Source organism: Streptomyces sp. NRRL S-87, from assembly GCF_000719335.1.
GTDB lineage: Bacteria > Actinomycetota > Actinomycetes > Streptomycetales > Streptomycetaceae > Streptomyces.
The window spans coordinates 14,113-33,035 of record NZ_JOGB01000074.1; the positions used below are offsets into that span (position 1 = coordinate 14,113).

Below are 18,923 nucleotides of genomic sequence, written 5' to 3' on the forward strand. Positions count from 1 at the left end.
ATGACGCCTGCCGACCCCTGGCTCGACTTCCGCAGCGACACCCGTACCGTGCCCGACGCGCGGATGCGCGCGGCGATGACCGCGGCCGAGGTCGGGGACGACGTGTACGGGGACGACCCCACGGTCGCGCTCCTCGAAGCGCGGGTGGCCGAGTTGCTCGGCACCGAGGCCGCGCTGCTCACGCCCACCAGCACCATGGCGAACCTGCTCGCCTCGCTCGCCGCGGCCGGTTCCCCGGGACCGCGCGGCGCGCCGCGGCTGGTCGTCGGCGAGGACACCCACATGTCCTTCCTGGAGGGGGACGGGCTGCGCACCTTCGCCGGGGTCGAGCTGCTGCCGGTGGCGCAGCGCCCCGACGGCCTGCCCGACCTCGACGCCGTGGACGAGGTGCTCGCCGGCGGGGGCGGCCGGCCCGCCGTGGTCTGCCTCGAGAACACGAGCATGATGCGCTCGGGCAACGCCCTCGACGTCACGGCGACCCTCGCCCTGGCCGACCTGGCCCACCGCTACGACGCCCACGTCCATCTCGACGGTGCCCGGCTCGCGAACGCGGCCGTGGCGCTCGGGGTCCGTCCCGCGGAGCTGGCGGCCCCCGCGGACAGCGTCGCCTTCTCCGTCTCCAAGGGGCTCGGCGCGCCGGTCGGCGGCCTGCTGTGCGGGACGCACGCGTTCGTCGCGCGCGCCCGCGCACTGCGGACCGAGCTGGGCGGGTCCATGCACCAGGCCGGTGTCCTGGCGGCGCCCGCCCTCGTCGCGCTGGAGCGGCTGCCCGAGCTGGCGGCCGACCACGCCACGGCCGCCGCGCTCGCCGCCGGCTTCGAGACGGTGCCCGGCGTCGAGCTGATGCGCCCGCAGCGGCCGACCAACATGGTCATGGCGCGCCTTGCCGGGCTGACCCCGGAGGAATGCGCCGGCCGCCTGGCCGGCCACGGGGTGCGCGTGCTGCCCCTGCCCAACGGCTTCGTGCGCTTCGCTGTGCACCGGGCGCACGACATGATCGGTGTGCGTGCGGCCGTCAGGGCGCTGGCGGCCGTCGCGGCCACCGTGCCGGTGGCCCGTACGACCACCGGAGGAGACCTCCTGGAACGGGGATCCTCCACGACACGGACGGAGGAAGCATGACTGCAGTGCCGGCGCGCGGGCTCGAAGAACGCCTGGAGGACACTCGTAAGAGACTGGAGAACGACGTCGACCTCTGGGTCGCCTCGGCGGGCGGTGGCCCGGGGGGTGCCTACCTCATCCCGCTCTCGTTCCTCTGGGACGGGACCGCCATCCTCGTCTCGACCCCGCGCTCCTCCGTCACCGGTCGCAACCTGCTGGCGGACGGCCGGGTGCGCGTCGGCCTCGGCCTGACGCGCGACGTCGTGATCGTCGACGGCGACGCGGAGCCGGTCGACGTCGCCGAACTCGGTGACACGGCCGACGCCTTCGCGGCCAAGACCGGGTTCGACCCGCGCGAACTCGACCAGCCCTACCAGTACTTCCGCATCAGGCCGCGGCGCATCCAGGCCTGGCGGGAGGTCAACGAGCTGGCCGGGCGCACGCTGATGGACGGCGGCATCTGGCTCGGCTGAGCAACGGGCGGAACCTCGGGGACGCCGTGGAGGAACCCTGGAGGAACCCCGGAGGAACGCCTTCTTCCGAGGCACGGAGTCGGCCGGTCACCCCCGTGACCGGCCGACGGCCGTTCCGGGTCCAGTCGTTCTTGACCAGGGTTGCGGATGACGTTGTCACGCTGTGAGGGAACAGCCATCTGAATTCTGGAAGGGCGAACATGACGTCAATCGAGGTTCCGGTCCTGATCGTGGGCGGCGGCGGGTGCGGCCTGTCCGCCTCCGTGTTCCTCTCCGACCAGGGCGTCGACCACCTGCTGGTGGAGCGGCACGCGGACACGTCGAGGGTGCCGAAGGCGCACTACCTCAACCAGCGCACGATGGAGATCTTCCGCCAGCACGGTGTCCGCGACGACGTCTTCGCGGAGGCGGCGCCGCTGGACAAGTTCGGCAAGGTGCGCTGGGCGACCACGTTCGCTGGTGACGGCCCGCTGGACGCCCGCCAGATCCATGAGATGGACGCCTTCGGCGGTGGCGAGCTGACGGAGAAGTACGCGGCGGCCAGCCCGGAACTGCCCTCGAAGCTGCCGCAGATGTGGCTGGAGCCGATCCTGCGCCGGCACGCGGAGCAGCGGAACCCGGGGCGGATCCTCTTCAGCCACGAGGTGCTCGACTTCTCCGACGAGGGTGACCACGTCACCGCCGAGGTGCGCAACCTCGAGACCGGCGAGATCATCACGGTCAAGGCCCAGTACCTCCTCGGCGCCGACGGCGGCCGCTTCGTCGGCAACAAGGTCGGCATCCAGATGCAGGGCCCGCCGAGCGACGTCAACACCACCACCGTGTACTTCTCCGCGGACCTGTCGCAGTGGTGGGAGGAGGGCACGCTCATCACGCACTACCTCAGCCCGGAGGACCCCGACCTCTCCGTCAACCTGATCGAGATGGGTCCGAGCTGGGGCAAGGCCTGCGAGCAGTGGGGCCTGCACATGGCGCCCGGTCCGGCCGGCCGCTGGGACAACGAGACGGTCGTCGACCGCATCCGCGAAGTGCTGAAGGTGCCGGACCTCGAGGTGACCGTGCACAAGGTCACGGACTGGATCGTGAACGCGATCCTCGCCGACAAGTACCGCGTCGGCCGGGTGCTGATCGCCGGCGACGCCGCGCACAAGCAGCCGCCCGCCGTGGGTCTCGGCCTCAACACCGGCATCCAGGACGCGCACAACATCGCGTGGAAGCTGGCCGCGGTGCTCAATGGCAGCGCGCCCGACAGCCTGATCGACACCTACGAGGCCGAGCGCCGGCCCGTCGGCCGCGAGAACGTCGACTGGGCGGTCTCCGCCGCCCAGCACCACCAGGTGGTCATCGACGCCATCGGCGGCGGCCACAACATCCCGGCGGGGCGCCGCGGCCAGCGTCTGGCGGCGTACTTCGACCCGTCCCCGCTCGGCGACACCGTGCGGGCGCGGGCCCTGGAGGTGTTCCACACCCACCGCGGCGGCTGCCAGTCCTTCGAGATGGAGGTCGGCTTCGCCTACGAGGAGGGCGCGGTCATCTCCGACGGCACCGAGCGCCCCGCCCGCGTGCCCATGCGTGACGAGCACACGCCGACGTCGCGCCCCGGCCACCGCCTGCCGCACGCCTGGATCACCAAGGACGGCGAGCGCCTGTCCACCCTCGACCTGACGGGCCGGACCGGCTTCACGCTGATCGCCGGCCCGGAGGGGACGGCGTGGACCGAGGCGGCCGCCCGCGTGGCGGAGAAGTTCTCCGTCCCGGTCAACGCGGTCCGTATCGGCGACGGCGGGGAGTACGCCGACGTGGACGGTGGATGGGAGGCCGTCCGGCAGATCACCGCCGGCGGCGCGCTGCTGGTCCGTCCCGACCAGCACGTGGCCTGGCGCAGCACCGGCGCCGCCGAGGACGCGGAGCAGGCGCTGACGGAGGTCTTCGCCACGATCCTGGACCGCTGACCCGGTCAGGGAACGTCAGGGATCCGGTCAGGGATCCGGTCAGCGATCCGATTCGCTGATCGGATCGCTGACCGGATCTTCTGGTTCCACGACGAGCACCGCCCGCTCCGCGACGCGGAACGGGCGGGAGGCGAAGCGGAACGGGCATGACGAGAAGGGGCCGTGCCCGACCGGGCACGGCCCCTTCTCGTCATGCCGCACGCGGCGCACGGCCGCCGGGTCCACCGGAGCGGTCCCGTCGGGATCGCTCCGGTGGACCCGGGCTCACACTCAGGCCGCGACGGAGGAGGCGGCGGCCGCCTTCCGCACGACGGGGAGGATCTGGTCGACGGCCCTGCGCGAGGTCATCATGCAGACGCCGACGCCCACGCCGTCGTACACCGCACCGCACACCGCGAGTCCGGGCTGGGTCGCCACGGCCTCACGGATCTGCCGCACCCGGTCCACGTGGCCGACGGTGTACTGCGGCAGGGCGCTCTCCCAGCGGCTCACGCGGGTCGCCACCGGGGCACCGGTCACGCCGGTGGCCTCGGCGAGCTCGGTCGTCGCCAGCTTGATCAGGTCCGCGTCGTCGAGCTGGAGCAGGTGCTCCTCGCCGAACCGTCCGATCGAGCAGCGCACGATCTCCACCTCGCCCGCCAGGTGCGGCCACTTCACGGTGGTGAACGTGACCTCCTTGACGGCCTTGCCCTCCTCCGCCGGCACCCGGTAGCCGGCGTAGCCGCGGCCCGTGAGCCCGCCGGGGAACGCCCCCTTCGGGAAGGCGAGCGTGACCATGGCCACGCTGGAGTACGGCACCTCGGAGAGCGCCGAGACGGCGGAGGCCGTACCGGGGACACCGGCGAGCAGGCTGCCCGTCGGGCCGGCCGGGGTGGCGATGACGACCGCGTCGGCCTCGAGGACCTCCGCGTCGGCGCCCGACCCGACGGTCACCCGCCAGCCGTCACCGCTCCGCGTCAGCTCCCGGACGGTGGCGCCGGTGCGCAGGGCCGTGTCCGGCGCGGCGTCCAGCACCTGCTGGATGATCGCCGCGGGCAGCGTGCCGAAGCCGCCCTCGATGGTGGCGACGCTGATCGGAGGGAGCTTCTCGCCCTCCTGGAGCTGCGGCACCAGCGAGCCGGCCGCGTCCGCGAGCGAGATGTGGTCGCGGGACGCGCGGGCCAGCGGGGTCAGGGTGGCCTCGAACGACAGGTCCGCGGCACGCCCGGCGAACACACCGGCGAGGAACGGCTCGACGAGGCGGTCCACGACCTCCTGGCCGAACCGGCCGCCGACGAAGGACGCGACCGAGATGTCTCCCTCGAGGTCGAAGGAGGGCAGCACGAGGTCCTGCCGCGCCCGCTCCACGCCCTCGGCGGACAGCACGCCGGACCGGGCCAGGTCGTCCATGTCGCAGGGCACACCCATGAACTGGCGGTCGGGCTGGTGCTTGATCGCACCCTTGGTCCAGATCGCCGACGCGGTGACGGGGCCCGCGGACACGATCTGCTCGCCGAGCCCCGCCTCCTTGATCAGGCCGGTGGTCTTCTTGCGGTTGGCGTACAGCGACTCGGCGCCCTCGTCGACCGGGACTCCCGCCACGTCGGAGACCAGCAGCTTTCCGCCCAGCCGGGACGAGCCCTCGAGGAGCGTCACGCGCACCGGCTCGTTCCGCAGGTGGAACGCCGCCGCCAGTCCCGAGATCCCGCCACCGACGATGACCACGTGGGGCTTACCGCTCGCCTGAGCCTGTTCGCTCCCAGTCATTCCACCAGCTCCTTCATGCATGGTTACGGTGTTGTAAGGCCCGTGCGGGCGACGACGGTCGGCACCGAGACAGGCGTGGGCAGTCTCGTCGGTCGCCCCGGAACCCGGGTGGAGGGCGCCTAGAAGGCGCAGCGGTCTTGTGCGACTGCGCGCCGGCCGGCCGTTCAACCGCGGACTTTCGGCGTTTGAACAAGGCGTTCCAGACGGCACCATCGGAGGTGCCCGGGCGTTTGCGTTTCATACCGTGAACGTATTAATTCATTCCTCGAAAACCGGGCGCACGACGTTCCGCTCGCCGCCTCCGCATATCCGGCGAAGTGGCGTTCCGGGAAGCGGAACCCGGGCCTCACGAAAGGAAAAGACGTGCCGTTCGAGAAGGTCGCGCTCATTACGGGCGCCAACAAGGGCATCGGATTCGCCATCGCGCGGCAACTCGGCGAGCAGGGGATCACCGTTCTCGTCGGCGCCCGGGACGAGGTGCTCGGCAAGCAGGCCGCCGACGCGCTGGCGGACGACGGCGTCACGGCCGTGCCGCTCCGGATCGACGTGACGGACCCGGCCTCCGCGGAGGAGGCCGCCCGCGAGATCGAGCGGCGGTTCGGGCGCCTGGACATCCTGGTGAACAACGCCGGCATCGCGGGCGGCTTCACGGGGGCGCCCAGTGAGGCGACCGCCGCCGACCTGCGCGAGGTCTACGAGACCAACGTGTTCGGGGTGGTCACCGTGACCCACGCGATGCTGCCGCTGCTGCGCCGTTCCCCGGCCGGCCGCATCGTCAACCTGTCCAGCCACGTGGGCTCGCTGACCCTGGGCTCGGCGCCGGGCGGCCCCCTCGCGGGCCTCAGCATGATCGCCTACCAGTCCTCGAAGACCGCCCTGAACGCGGTGACGCTCGCGTACGCGAAGGAGCTGCGGGAGACCCCGATCAAGGTCAACGCGGCACTCCCCGGCGTGGTGGCGACCGACATCAACCACCACCGCGGACAGCGGTCGCCCGCCGAGGGCGCGGCGATCGCCGTCCGCCTCGCCACGCTCGACGAGGCCGGGCCGTCGGGCCAGTGCCTGGCCGACGACGGCCCCGTTCCGTGGTAGCGCGGAACGTCACCACGGAGAGGAACGGCGTTGCGCCAGATCACGATCGGCGAGCTCGACACCATCATGCGCGCGTGCGCGGTCGGGGCCGACGGCATGCCGACGGTCGAGCAGGCGCCCGACCGTCCGTTCGATGACCTGGGGTACGACTCCCTCGCGCTGCTCGAGACCTGCAGCCGCATCGAGCGGGACTTCGACGTCGTGTTCTCCGAGGACGGGCTCGGCGGGATCACCACCGCGCGGGAGCTCGTCGAACTCGTCAACTGGCTGCTGCAGCTGAAGGAGGGGCGGGCGGCCTGATCCCGCGAGGGATCGAGGCCGTTCGCGGCCAACACACCCGATAGCCGGGCCGGGCGAGGCCCGGCGGGCACAAGACATGGAGGCAGACAGTGGCTGCAGAGACGATCCTGGTGACGGGCGGCACCGGCCGGCAGGGCGGGGCGACCGCCCGCGACCTGCTGCGGCGCGGTTTCAGCGTGCGCGCCCTGGTCCGCGACCCGCAGAAGGCGGAGGCGCGGGCGCTGGAGGAGGCCGGCGCGGTCCTCGTCCGCGGTGACATGGACGACGAGGCGTCGCTGGATGCGGCGATGGAGGGCGTGTACGGCGTCTTCAGCGTGCAGACCTTCCGCGGCGCCGGCGGCGTCGAGGCCGAGATTCGCCAGGGCAAGGCCGTGGCCGACGCCGCGGTGCGGGCCGGGGTGAAGCACTTCGTCTACAGCTCGGTCGGCGGTGCGGACCGCGACACCGGCGTCCCGCACTTCGAGAGCAAGCTGGTGGGCGAGCAGTACCTGGCGACGCTCGACCTGCCGGCCACGGTGCTGCGGCCGGCGATGTTCCACGACATCCTCCTCGACATCGCCCCGCGCCCGATGGGCGGCGAGCTCGTGCTGGCCATGTGGCTCGACCCCGAGACCCCGGTGCAGATCATCGCGACGAGCGACATCGGCGCGTTCGCCGCGGACGCCTTCGAGAACCCGGAGGCCTGGCTCGGCAGGACGGTCGACATCGCCGGCGAGGAGCTGACCGGGCCGCAGATGGCCGCGGCGTTCGGCGCCGCCTCCGGCATCCCCACCCGCTTCCAGCAGCTGCCCATCGAGCCGCTGCGCGCGGGCCGCCCGGACCTCGCCAACATGTTCGACTGGTTCGAGCGCGAGGGCTTCCAGGCCGACCTGGCCGAGCTGCGCAAGGGCAGGCCGAACCTGGTCTCCCTGGAGGCGTGGCTGAAGGAGAACTGGACGCCCCCGGTGGTCGCGGCGCGCGCCTGAGGCCGCGGCCCGGCCGCGGGCGGGCCGGGGCCGGCGCGCGGCTCAGGCGAAGATCGGGTCCCGGGTGCGGGTGCGCTTGAGCTCGAAGAACCCGTCGGTCTCGGCCACCGCGAGCACGCCGTCCCAGAGCTTCACCGCGGCCTCCCCCCGCGGCGTGGGCGTCACCACGGGGCCGAAGAAGGCCACGTCCCCCACGGCGATGACGGGGGTGCCGACATCGGTGCCGACGCGGGCGATGCCGTCGTGGTGCGAAGCGCGCACCGCGGTGTCGAACGCGTCGGACCCGGCCGCGTCGGCCAGGGCGGGATCGAGACCCGCGGCGGCCAGCGCCGCCGCATAGGTGGCCCGCTCCTTGGGCGCCTTCTCCAGGTGGAACCGGGTGCCGAGTTCGGTGTAGAGCCGGCCCAGCACCCCGGATCCGTACGTCTGCTCGGCGGCGGCGCAGACCCGTACCGGCTCCATCCGCAGGGCCAGGTCCCGGTGCCAGCGCTCGTCCAGGTCCTCGCGTCCCTCGTTGAGCACCGTCAGGCTCATGATGTGCCAGCGGATCTCCAGAGGCCGTCGCTCCGCGACCTCCAGGACCCACCGGGATGTCATCCACGCCCAGGGGCAGGTCGGGTCGAACCAGAAATCCACCGGGGTCGGGGTGTCGTGCGCCAACGTCGGCCTCCTCAAGGCGACTGAAGGGTCGCGGTCGGCACAGCCTGACAAGCGGGGTCGGATTCCCGGTCGAGCGTCAGTAGAGGTGGGCTCCGTTCAAATGCGAGAATTCCCCTGTTGAACGTTCCCGTCAAGAATTCGAGAAACTCGGTCGGTTGCGGCGGAGAGAAGCGTCGACCTATCGTCTGGAATCCGAAAAAAGACACTCCGAGGGGAAAGCGATGTCCGCATCGGCCGAGGTCCGCGACCAGTCGGATTCCTACGCGCTGCTCGAACTGATCCAGGGTGCCGTCATCACCCAGGCGATCTCCGTCGCCGCCCGGCTCGGCATCGCGGACGTGCTCGCCGACGCGCCGCTGTCCGCCGGCGACATCGCCCTGCGGGTCGAGGCCGACCCGCAGGCGACCCACCGGCTCCTGCGCGCGCTGTCCGGCCACGGCGTCTTCGCGGTCCGTCCGGACGGCCGGTACGAGAACACGCCGCTGTCCGACAAGCTCCGCGAGGACGCGCAGGACTCGATGCGCAAGTTCGCCGTGCTGATGAGCGACCCGCTGCTGCACGAGGAGTGGGGCCACCTCCTCACCACCGTGCGGACCGGCGAGGCCAACCTGCCCAAGCTGCGCGGCATGAGCACGCTGGACTTCTTCCACGCGAACCCCGCCTACGCCGCCACGTTCTTCCAGGCCTTCGGCAAGGTCTCGGAGTCGGAGACCGACCCGGTCCTGGCCGCCTACGACTTCTCGCAGTTCGGCACCGTCGTGGACGTCATCGGCGGCCGCGGCTACCTCCTGGCGGGGGTCCTCCAGCAGGCGCCGAACGCCAAGGGCGTGCTGTACGACTTCGAGATCGCGACCGTGGACTCGGCCTCGCTCTTCGAGGAGGCCGGCGTCGCCGACCGCTACACCGTCGAGCACGGCAGCTACCTCGGCAAGCTGCCGAAGGGCGCCGACGCGTACCTGTACAAGCGCATCATCCACAACTTCTCCGAGGAAGACGCCCTGACCGCCCTGCGCAACGCGCGCGAGGCGATCGGCCCCGACGGCAAGCTGCTCTGCATCGAGTACCTGCTCCCCGAGAACAACGAGCGCCACATCGGTCACACCATCGACCTCTGGCTGATGCTGATGATCGGCTCCCAGGACCGCACGCTCGCGCAGTACACCGAGCTGTTCGCCAAGGCGGGCTTCAAGATCACCAGGGCGATCCCCACCACCTCACCGATCTCGATCATCGAGGCGGTCCCGGTCTGACGGCCCCGCCCCACGCCGTTCCACCTTCCAGCGCACCCTCATCACACAGGAGAACTCCCGATGGCCCCACGGATGGACAACCCCTCCCTGGTCGTTCCCGGCGCCCTGCAGCCCCTGCTCGACCTGTCCGAGGTCATCGGCAAGGTCGGCGTACCGCAGTCGACCCTCGACTTCATCCGGCTGCGCGTCGCCTCGCTCAACGGCCGGGTCTACACCTTCCCGACCGAGCCCGCGGACAAGCGCCTGCCCCAGGTGGACTCGTGGCGGACCGAGCCCTCCTTCACCGACGCCGAGCGCGCCGCCCTGGAGCTGGCCGAGGCCGTCACCCTGCAGACCGACGCCGCGAACGCGCCGACGGACGAGGTCTGGGCGGACGCCGCCAAGCACTACACCGACGTGCAGCTCGGCGCCCTGGTCATGCACATCAGCCTGGTCAACTTCTGGAACCGGGTGAACGTCGCCACCCACCAGGACGACGCGGTCTGGCGCTGAGGAAGAGGACACACCACCGTGCTGAAGCTCATCAACGCCGGCCTGGGCAGGACCGGCACGACCTCACTCCAGGCGGCCCTGGAGCGGCTCGGTCTCGGCCCCTGCTTCCACATGTTCGACGTCGTCGACGACGACCGGCGCCTCGCGCAGTGGGAGCGGGTCGTCTGCGACGGCGAGCGCCCCGACTGGGCCGCGCTGTACGACGGCTACGCCTCCGCGGTGGACGGTCCCTCCACCGTCTACTACCAGCAGATCGCCGAGGCGCTCCCCGAGGCCAAGGTGATCCTCACGGTGCGCGACGCCGAGGGCTGGTACAAGAGCACCTACGACACGCTGTACCAGTTCGCGCTGCGGACCAAGGAGCACCCGCCCGAGCCGGGCTCCCGGCAGGCCCGGCTGTTCCGCGTGGTCGACGCCCTGGTCTGGGAGGGCCTCTTCGGCGGCCGGTTCGAGGACAAGGACCACGCCATCGAGGTCTACCACCGGCACACCGAGGACGTCGTGCGCGCCCTCGGCGCGGACAACGTCCTGGTGTTCGACGTGCGGCAGGGGTGGGAGCCGCTGTGCGCGTTCCTCGGGGTCGAGGTTCCCGAGGAGGAGTTCCCGCGCGCCAACAACTCCGAGTCCATGCGCCGGCGGATAGCCCAGGCCGCCGCCGGTCCGGTCTCCGCCGGCTGAGTCCCCGCGTCCTTCGACGCCCCTGAGCGCGCCCCGTGGGCCCGCGCCGGTCACCGGCGCGGGCCCACGGCGTCGTGCGTCAGTGGTGGTGGCCACCCGAGTGCAGGTGGGCGGCCGGGGAGACCACGAGGGGCCGCATCATGTGCGTCTCGTGCTCCAGCATGTGGCAGTGGTGGACGCCCCGGCCGACGACGGGGAACCGGACCGCCACGGTGATCATCTCGCCCACCGTGCTGTTCGGCGTGAGCTGGCCGGCCGAACCCAGCCGGATGACGTCCTTCTCCCCGAGCTCGTGCGCTTCGAGCACCCCCGCTGACTTGAACGCGATGGGCTTGGCCGAGCCGCGGGTCACCCGGTCGAACCCGGTGATGTCGTAGTTGTCGCGGGACAGCACCTGGAAGTGCGCCAGGTGGATGTGCATGGGGTGCGGGGCCACGGCGAGGTTGAGGTACTTCCAGACCTCCACGCTGTCGTGCGCGGCGGTGAACGCCTTGCCGTCGTCGTACGCCATCGCCGTCCGACGCAGCGTCCGGACGGTGCCCTCGGCGTCCTGGACCTGGATGACGCCGGGGGAGGGGAACGTGATCCCCGCCGGGTCGACCTCCTCCATCTCCCACAGCTCGGGAAGGTTCGTCGAGCCGGGGCCGACCGTCACCACCCACCGGTGGGCGTGGTCGTGGGGCAGGTCGTCATGGGTGAGCCGCTTGAACGTGGGCGAGACGACCTCCGGCAGCACGAACCGGCCGGACGGCCGCTGGTCCGCGACGCGGAACTGCATCACGTCGGGCTCCAGCAGGTCGTTGCGCTTGTCGGAGGCGCCGGGCGCGACGCCGTCCAGCGTGTTGACCAGCTTCAGGGCCTGCCCGCGGAACGCGCTGAAGTCGACCAGCACGTCGGCGCGCTCGCCGGCGGACAGGTTGAGCGACCCGTCGACGGCCAGCGGCTTGTCGATCAGCCCCTGGTCGGTCCCGATCACCTTCAGCGCCCCCGGGACGGGCTTGCCGTCCGCCAGCAGCATCAGCCGGTACAGCCGGGAGTTCGAGGCGTTGACGATCCGGAACCGGTACCAGCGCGGCGCGACGTCCAGGTACGGCCAGACCACCCCGTTGACCAGGGTGTAGGGCGCCGCGTGGACGCGCATGAGCCGCTGCGGGCCGATCATCTCCACCTTGTGGACCAGCCGGCCGGCGAGGGCCCCCGACTCGTCCACGTCGAAGTTGCGGTCGCAGAGGACGAGCGGCACGTCGCGGGCGCCGTCGGGCAGGTCGAGCGCCTCCTCCTCCTCGTTGCGGGAGAGGAACAGGCCCGCGAGCCCGGCGTACACGCTGAAGCGGCTCACGTGGTGGGTGTGGTCGTGGTACCAGAGCGTCGTCGCGGCCTGGTCGTTCGGATAGGCCGACAACTGCACGTCGCCCGGGCCTATGAGGTTCTCCATCCAGCCGTCGTTGCCGCCGCCGGTCAGCATGCCGTGCAGGTGCACCGCGGCCCACGGCGGCAGGTCCGCCACGCCCTGGACCTCCTGGGTCCCCTGCGTCCCCGGGTAGTTGGTGAGCGGGTCGGGCGAGCGGCCCGTGGCCGAGCCGAAGTCGACGGCCTTGACGGGGACGTTGCCCGTCAGCTGGTTCTCCCAGACGACCCGCAGCGGACGGCCGCTGACCGTCTTGATCGTCGGGCCCGGGAAGACGCCCTCGTACGTCCACATCGTCACCGGCGGCATCTCCGAGTGCACGGTGACGTCGGCGGTGCGCAGGCGGACCGTCAGCTCGTCGTGGTCACCGCGGTCGCGGGGGCGCAGCACCGGCGGGATCCGCAGCGGGTCCTTGAACTTGGTCAGCTTCAGCTCGGGCGCCGACGGCTCGGGCCCGCCGGCCGTCGCGGCGGCCGCTCCGTGCGACTTGAAGAAGGGGGCTGCGGTCACCAGGGCGCCCAGGCCGGCCATGGTGCCGTAACGCAGCACCGTGCGGCGGTTCAGCCCGGACGGCTCGAATGTTTCGGAAGCTGTGGGGTCCATTCGCCCGAGGCTAGGGGCGGCCGCTCTCGCCGAACTCGAGCTCGGCTCCAGACCGATGGGGTCGGTCGCCGGAGCCGGGCCCGGGTCCGGGGGGCGGGGTCAGACCGCGATCGGCTCGCTGTCCCGGTTGACGAGCGTGGCGTAGTGGCCCCCGCGCAGGAGCAGCTCGTCGTGGGTGCCGCGCTCCGAGACCCGGCCCCGGTCCAGCACGATGATCTCGTCGGCGTTGCGGACGGTCGACAGCCGGTGGGCGACCGTGATGGTGGTACGGCCCACGCTGGCCGCGTCGATGGCCTTCTGCACGGCCTGCTCGGTCTGGGTGTCCAGGGCGCTGGTGGCCTCGTCGAGGACCAGGATCGGCGGGTCGCGCAGGATGGTGCGGGCGATCGCCAGCCGCTGCTTCTCGCCGCCGGAGAACCGGTACCCGCGCTCGCCGACCACCGTGTCGTAGCCGTCGGGCAGCAGCATCAGGTAGTCGTGGATGTGGGCGATCCGCGCCGCCGCGAACAGCTCCTCGTCGGTCGCGTCGGGCTTGGCGAACCGCAGGTTCTCCGCGACCGTGGCGTGGAACAGGTACGTCTCCTGGGCGACGACGCCGACCGCGGACGTGAGCGTGTCGAAGGACATGTCGCGCACGTCGACCCCGTCGATCGTGACGGAACCGGACGTGACGTCGTACAGCCGCGGGATGAGGTAGCTGAGCGTGGTCTTCCCCGAGCCGGTCTCGCCGACGATCGCGAGGCTGCGGCCCGCGGGGACGGTCACGTCGACGCCGGCCAGCGTCGCCTGGTCCGACCCCGCGTAGGAGAAGCCGACCCCCCGCATGCGCACCTCGCCCCGCAGGGCGGCCGGCTTGACCGGCCGCTCCGGCTCGGCGATCTCGACGGGCAGGTCGAGGTACTCGAAGATGCGGCCGAACAGCTCGAGGGAGCCCTGGATCTCGATCCCGACGGTCAGCAGCCGCTGCGCCGGCCGGAACAGGCTCTGCTGGAGGGACGTGAACGCGACCAGGGAGCCGATGGAGATGGCCATGTGGCCGCTGTCGGAGGTCAGCCCCGCGACCCAGTAGATCACCGCGGGCATGGAGGCGATCACGACCCAGATCGTGGACTGATACCACAGGCCCGCCGTGGTGACGCGCACCTCGACGTCGGTGAGCTTGCGCGACTGCCGCGCGAAGTTGTCGGTCAGGGAGCGGGACCGGCCCATGGTGTGGCTGAGCAGGATCCCGCTGATCGAGAGCGACTCCTGCATGGTCGAGGACAGCTCGGCGAGCCGGTTCTGCCGGTCGCGGGTGATGTTCCGCCGCTCGTTCCCGACGCGCCGGCTGACCAGGGCGAACGCCGGGAGCATGAGCATGGACGCGAGCGTCAGCCGCCAGTCGAGCAGGAACATGGCGGTGGTCGAGGCGATGACGATCGTCATGTCGGACAGCAGCGCCGTGGCGGTGGTCGTGATGGTGACCTGCATCCCGCCGATGTCGTTGGCGATGCGCGACTGCACCTCGCCGGTCCGGGTGCGGGAGTAGAAGGACAGCGACATCCGCTGGAGGTGGGCGTACACCGCCGTGCGCAGGTCGTGCATGACCAGCTGGCCCACCGTGGCCGACACGTGCGTCTGCCAGACGTTGAACGAGCTGGTGGTGACCGACACCAGGATCATGCCGAGGGAGAGCAGGGACAGCAGCCCCAGCCGGTCCTCCGGCAGCGCCGTGTCCATGATCTCGCGGATCAGGAACGGGTTGACGAGGGAGATCAGGGAGGAGCCCGCGACCAGCAGCACGACGGACAGCAGCTTCCGCCGATACGGGCGGAACAGCCCGAGGACCCGTCGCATCTCGCCGTGTTTCATCAGTGCCTGGGGACGCGTGATGCCCGAACTGGCGCTGCTCACCCTGGCCTCCTTCTCTCTTTGGTCAGTTCCGGTCGACGGATCCGGGTCGTGCCTGGTGCAGTTGCCCGACCAGGGCCGCCCACTGGGCGAGCTCCTCGTCCGACAACGGGCGGGGGCACGGCTCGTCCGCAGGCAGGGTGGTGGCTTCCTGCCATGCGCAGGGGGGACACATGCCGTTCCACGCGAACCCCGTCCACATGAGGCCTTCACCGAGCTTCTTCCACATGGATCGCATAGCGGACCCGGGCTTCGTGCCCATGTCGATCTCCATTCGCAGGGGGACCGCCCGACGTCATCTTGTGCAACGCGGCTCAACGGAACATCGGGACCGTGTCGAGCTCCGCTGGAGACGGGAGGCTCAGCGCGCGGCCAGCAGACCGCGGCTGCGCAGGACCCACCGCTCGACCGGGCTGAAGAGGAGCAGGTCGATGGCGACGCCGACGACGAAGATCAGGACGATGCCGAGCACCACGCCCGGCATGTCGGAGAACTCCCGCTGGTTCTGCAGGTAGCGGCCGAGGCCGAGCCCCAGTTCGGGGGAGGAGGCGATGAGCTCGGCGGCCATCAGCGACCGCCAGGAGAACGCCCAGCCCTGCTTGAGCCCGGCCAGGTAGCCCGGCAGCGCGGCGGGCAGCAGCACGTGCCGGGCGCCGCTCAGACCGCTCGCGCCGAGGGTGCGGCCGGCCCGCAGGAACAGCGGCGGCACCTGGTTGATGCCGCCGATCAGACCGTTGGCGATCGAGGGCACCGCGCCCAGCAGGATCACGGCGTACATGGCCTGGTTGTTGATGCCGAGCCAGATCACGGCGGCTGGCACCCAGGCGACCGAGGGCAGCGACTGCAGGCCCGCCAGCACCGGCCCGAGGGCGGCCCGGACGGGCTTGACCTGGGCGACGATCAGGCCGATCGGCGTACCGATCGCGACGGCCGCCAGGAAGCCCGAGACACCGCGCCACAGGCTCGTCCAGATGATGGAGAACAGGGTGCCGTCGTTCCACAGGACCGTGAGCGCGTGCCACACGTCGGCCGGGCTCGGCAGCTTCTCGGGACTGGTCACCTCCAGGCTGTAGAGGAGCTGCCACAGACCGACCACCAGCACCAGGCCGAGCACCGGCGGCAGCACCTTCGCCCTGAGCACCTGGCGCAGCGGCGTGCGCTCGGTGTAGCCGGTCTCCAGCGCGTCGAGGCCGGCTCCCAGCGCGTCGTAGCCGCCGCCCGCGCCGTCGCGGCGGGCGGCGGTGCGGGCGGCCGCCGGGGGCCGTATGTCAGTGCTGGACATGTCGACGGATCTCCCCACGCAGGTGCTCGGTGATTTCGATGGACAGCTCCGCGACCTCGGCGGACTCGCCCCGCAGCGAATGCGGCAGGTCGACGCGCCACTCCCGGGAGATCCGGCCGGGCCGGGACGAGAGCAGGACGACGCGCTGGGCGAGCCGCACGGCCTCTCGGACGTTGTGGGTGACGAACAGGACGGTGAGCTTGCGCTCGCTCCAGATCCGGGTGATCTCCTCGTGCAGGACGTCCCGGGTGATGGCGTCGAGCGCGGCGAACGGCTCGTCCATGAGCAGCACCTTGCTGCCCTGGGCGAGCGCGCGCGCCATGGCGACGCGCTGGCGCATGCCGCCCGAGAGCTCGTGCACCCGCTTGCGGTGCGCGCCCCCGAGCCGGACCAGCTCGAGCAGCCGCTCGGCCTCGGCCCTGCGGTCCTCGCGGGGGACGCCCGCCAGGCGCAGGGCCAGCTCGATGTTCTTGCCCGCGCTGAGCCAGGGGAACAGCGCGTGGTCCTGGAACATCAGGGACGGGCGCGGCCCGGGGACCTCGATGGTCCCGGCGCTGGGCTCGTCGAGCCCCGCCACCAGGTTCAGCAGGGTCGACTTGCCACAGCCGGAGGCACCGAGCAGGGTGACGAACTCGCCCGGAGCCACGTCCAGGCTGATGTCGTCGAGCACGACGGGCGTCGCACCGGGGCGGCCGAAGGCCTTGGAGACGTGCGAGAGCCGGACCGCCGGGTGCTCGTCCGTCCTCTCGACGACGGGGACGTACGTGGGAACGGTCAGGGTCGTGGTCATTGCGGACACCTCCTGCGGGAGTGGTCGGGGGCGCTGCGCGGGGCTACGGGGTGGGGGCGGTCACTTGGCGCCGAGCCCGGCGTCCCCCGCGGCGGGCCGGCCCGCCGCCGTGAACACCTTGTTGAGCAGGGTCAGGTCGACGATCCCGTCGAGCTTCGGGTTCTTGAGCAGGCCCGCGGCGACCGCGTGCTCGGCCCCGGCCCGCAGGGTGTCGGACAGCGGGTCGTCGATGAACTCGATGCTCGCCCAGGCGGGGTCGAGGATGGCCGGCGGCAGGGCGTTGCCCGTGTCGGCCTTGATCTTCAGGTTGGCGTCCGCCTTCGCCTTCGCCGGGTCGGCCTTGATGAAGGCGTTGGTCGCCACCGAGCCGCGCAGCACGGCCTCGACCACGTCGGGGTGCGCGGTGAGGAACTTCTGCGAGACGATGATGTTGGTGGTCACGAACTTGCCGCCGGGCCACTGCGTCTTCTCGTCCAGCAGGACCTTCGCGCCGAGGGTGACCAGCCGGGAGGCGGTCGGCTCGGGCACCCAGGCGCCGTCGACGGAGCCGGACTTGTAGGCCTCCGGCACCACCTTGTTCTCGGTGCGGATGACGTTGACGTCACCCTTGCCGGAGGCCGCGTCCACCTTGAAGCCCCGGCCGTGCAGGTAGTTGAGGAGGGCGACGTCCTGGGTGCCGCCCAGCTGCGGGCTGGCGAGGTTCTTGCCCTTCAGGTCGTCCAGCGAGCGGATCCTCTTCGGGTTGACGACCAGCTTGACGCCGCCGGAGGCCGAGCCGCCGATGATCCGCAGGGAGGTGCCGTGCGACTTGACGTAGCCGTTGATCGCCGAGTTCGGGCCGATCCAGCCGATGTCGATCGAACCGGCGTTGAGCGCCTCGATCTCGGCCGGGCCGGCGTTGAAGAACTGGGACTTGATCCTGGTCGCCCCGAGCTCCTTCTGGAGGAACCCGTCCTGCAGGCCCACCAGGGCGGTGCCGTGCGTGAGGTTCGGGAAGTAGCCGATCTTCACGGTGTCGGCGGAGAGCTTCGCACCCGAGACGCCCGCGGCCTGTTCCACCGGCGTGTCGTCGGCGCTGGCGCCGTAGCCACAGCCCGTCAGCATTCCGGCCGCCGCGGTCACTGCGGTGGCTGCCATGGCCACGCGTCCGATCATCCGGTGGTTCTGCATCAGACCCAGTCCTCCTGGTTGGTGGGTGCGGCCGGGTGCCGCCGTACGGTTCCGAAGGGCTCGCCCGCCATGCCGGCGGCGAGGGTGGTGCCGTCGGCCGGGTCGATCAGCAGGAACGAGCCGGTCCGCCGGTTGTCGGCGTAGGGGTCGAGCGCGAGCGGCTCGGCCGTGCGGAGCACGACGTGGCCGATGTCGTTGACCTCGAGGCCCTCGGCGCCGGGGCGCCGCTCGAGCGTGCTGATGTCGATCCGGTACGAGATGTCCTTGACCACCGCGCGCACGGTGCGCGTCGTGTGCTTGAGCAGGACCTGCGCACCGACGTGCAGGGGGCGCTCGTTGAGGTGACAGACGCTCGCCTCGATGTCCTTGGTGGGCGCCGCGGCCGTGCCGGCCGCGATCAGGTCGCCGCGCGAGATGTCGATGTCGTCGGTGAGCCGGACGGTGACGGACTGCGGCGCCCAGGCCACCTCCGTCGAGGTGCCGAGCGCGTCGATGCCCGCGACGGTCGTGGTGCGGCCGGAGGGCAGCACGGTGACGGCCTCGCCCACGCGCAGCACGCCGGAGGCGATCTGGCCGGCGTAGCCGCGGTAGTCGGGGTGCTCGGCGGTCTGCGGGCGGATCACGTACTGGACCGGGAAGCGGGCGGGCTCCTCCCGCGGGTCGCTGCCGACCGGGACGGTCTCCAGGTGCTCCAGCAGGGTCCGGCCGCCGTACCAGTCCATGTTGGCGGACGGCTCGACCACGTTGTCGCCGGCCAGCGCGGACAGCGGGATCGCCACGACGTTCTTGATGCCGAGCGTGGCGGCGTACGAGGTGAACTCCTCGGCGATCTTCGCGAAGGCGCACTCCTCGTAGCCCACCAGGTCCATCTTGTTGACGGCGAGGACGACGTGCGGGACGCGCAGCAGGGCGGCGACCGCGGTGTGCCGGCGGGTCTGCTCGACGACGCCGTTGCGGGCGTCGACGAGGACGACGGCGAGTTCGGCGGTGGAGGCGCCGGTGACCATGTTGCGGGTGTACTGCACGTGGCCGGGGGTGTCGGCGAGGATGAACCGGCGGCGGGCGGTGGCG

General features: G+C 71.5%; 18 protein-coding genes. 9 read left to right on the forward strand and 9 right to left on the reverse strand.

Going from position 1 to position 18,923, the window contains the following annotated elements:
• From IF43_RS0131750 to IF43_RS0131760, 3 genes are all read left to right on the forward strand, one after another.
• Positions 1–1,122 (forward strand): low specificity L-threonine aldolase, encoded by a 1,122-nt coding sequence (locus tag IF43_RS0131750; protein ID WP_051796563.1) that lies wholly within the window; start codon positions 1–3, stop codon positions 1,120–1,122.
• Positions 1,119–1,574 carry a pyridoxamine 5'-phosphate oxidase gene (locus IF43_RS0131755; protein ID WP_030208873.1) on the forward strand — a complete coding sequence of 152 codons (456 nt, stop codon included), beginning with the start codon at positions 1,119–1,121 and terminating at the stop codon, positions 1,572–1,574. Before IF43_RS0131750 ends, IF43_RS0131755 begins: the two co-directional genes overlap by 4 nt.
• 200 nt (positions 1,575–1,774) lie before the next feature.
• Entirely contained in the window at positions 1,775–3,526 is a 1,752-nt protein-coding gene (locus IF43_RS0131760; protein ID WP_030208875.1) for an FAD-dependent monooxygenase, read from the forward strand.
• Positions 3,527–3,796: 270 nt separating this feature from the next.
• On the opposite strand, the gene hemG is transcribed toward IF43_RS0131760, so the two are convergent.
• Positions 3,797–5,272, reverse strand: a complete 1,476-nt coding sequence (gene hemG / locus IF43_RS0131765) for a protoporphyrinogen oxidase (protein WP_030208877.1) — start codon at positions 5,270–5,272, stop codon at positions 3,797–3,799.
• Between the two features lie 363 nt (positions 5,273–5,635).
• Here hemG and IF43_RS0131770 point away from each other — a divergent pair, with 363 nt between their 5' ends.
• The 3 genes from IF43_RS0131770 (at position 5,636) to IF43_RS0131780 (ending at position 7,629) form a co-directional block, all read left to right on the forward strand.
• The gene (locus IF43_RS0131770; protein ID WP_030208880.1) at positions 5,636–6,364 is read left to right on the forward strand and encodes an SDR family oxidoreductase; all 729 of its coding nucleotides are present in this window, start codon (positions 5,636–5,638) and stop codon (positions 6,362–6,364) included.
• A 30-nt stretch (positions 6,365–6,394) separates the two neighbouring features.
• Entirely contained in the window at positions 6,395–6,664 is a 270-nt protein-coding gene (locus IF43_RS0131775; protein WP_199922812.1) for an acyl carrier protein, read from the forward strand.
• Between the two features lie 89 nt (positions 6,665–6,753).
• Positions 6,754–7,629, forward strand: a complete 876-nt coding sequence (locus IF43_RS0131780) for an NmrA/HSCARG family protein (protein ID WP_158939602.1) — start codon at positions 6,754–6,756, stop codon at positions 7,627–7,629.
• A gap of 42 nt (positions 7,630–7,671) precedes the next feature.
• Here the strand turns inward: IF43_RS0131780 and IF43_RS0131785 are convergent, their stop codons facing one another.
• Positions 7,672–8,289 carry a DsbA family protein gene (locus IF43_RS0131785; protein ID WP_030208892.1) on the reverse strand — a complete coding sequence of 206 codons (618 nt, stop codon included), beginning with the start codon at positions 8,287–8,289 and terminating at the stop codon, positions 7,672–7,674.
• A gap of 221 nt (positions 8,290–8,510) precedes the next feature.
• Between IF43_RS0131785 and IF43_RS0131790 the strand changes: the two genes are divergently transcribed.
• From IF43_RS0131790 to IF43_RS0131800, 3 genes are read left to right on the forward strand one after another with little or no spacing between them, the layout of a single operon-like run.
• On the forward strand, positions 8,511–9,539 hold the full coding sequence (locus IF43_RS0131790) for a methyltransferase (protein ID WP_030208896.1): 1,029 nt from the start codon (positions 8,511–8,513) through the stop codon (positions 9,537–9,539).
• A gap of 60 nt (positions 9,540–9,599) precedes the next feature.
• Positions 9,600–10,031, forward strand: a complete 432-nt coding sequence (locus IF43_RS0131795; RefSeq protein ID WP_030208899.1) for a carboxymuconolactone decarboxylase family protein — start codon at positions 9,600–9,602, stop codon at positions 10,029–10,031.
• An 18-nt stretch (positions 10,032–10,049) separates the two neighbouring features.
• Complete coding sequence (locus IF43_RS0131800) at positions 10,050–10,709, forward strand: sulfotransferase family protein (protein WP_030208904.1); 660 nt, start codon at positions 10,050–10,052, stop codon at positions 10,707–10,709.
• 79 nt (positions 10,710–10,788) lie between these two features.
• Here IF43_RS0131800 and IF43_RS0131805 read toward each other — a convergent pair whose 3' ends face one another.
• From IF43_RS0131805 to IF43_RS0131835, 7 genes are all read right to left on the reverse strand, one after another.
• Entirely contained in the window at positions 10,789–12,720 is a 1,932-nt protein-coding gene (locus IF43_RS0131805; RefSeq protein ID WP_234332606.1) for a multicopper oxidase family protein, read from the reverse strand.
• 99 nt (positions 12,721–12,819) lie between these two features.
• Positions 12,820–14,571, reverse strand: a complete 1,752-nt coding sequence (locus IF43_RS0131810; protein WP_051796573.1) for an ABC transporter ATP-binding protein — start codon at positions 14,569–14,571, stop codon at positions 12,820–12,822.
• A gap of 64 nt (positions 14,572–14,635) precedes the next feature.
• Positions 14,636–14,872: a hypothetical protein gene (locus IF43_RS0131815; RefSeq protein WP_234332607.1), complete on the reverse strand. Its 237-nt coding sequence runs from the start codon at positions 14,870–14,872 to the stop codon at positions 14,636–14,638.
• Between the two features lie 99 nt (positions 14,873–14,971).
• A complete protein-coding gene (locus IF43_RS0131820; protein ID WP_030208918.1) occupies positions 14,972–15,892 on the reverse strand; it encodes an ABC transporter permease in 921 nt (306 codons plus the stop codon).
• Positions 15,879–16,682 carry an ABC transporter ATP-binding protein gene (locus IF43_RS0131825; protein WP_051796570.1) on the reverse strand — a complete coding sequence of 268 codons (804 nt, stop codon included), beginning with the start codon at positions 16,680–16,682 and terminating at the stop codon, positions 15,879–15,881. The genes IF43_RS0131820 and IF43_RS0131825 overlap by 14 nt, the downstream gene beginning before the upstream one ends.
• A gap of 60 nt (positions 16,683–16,742) precedes the next feature.
• Positions 16,743–17,819, reverse strand: coding sequence for an aliphatic sulfonate ABC transporter substrate-binding protein (locus IF43_RS0131830; protein ID WP_107048637.1), 1,077 nt, complete (start codon positions 17,817–17,819; stop codon positions 16,743–16,745).
• A 32-nt stretch (positions 17,820–17,851) separates the two neighbouring features.
• Positions 17,852–18,923 (reverse strand): sulfate adenylyltransferase subunit 1 (locus IF43_RS0131835; RefSeq protein WP_037890921.1); only part of this gene is annotated, 1,072 nt, incomplete at its 5' end.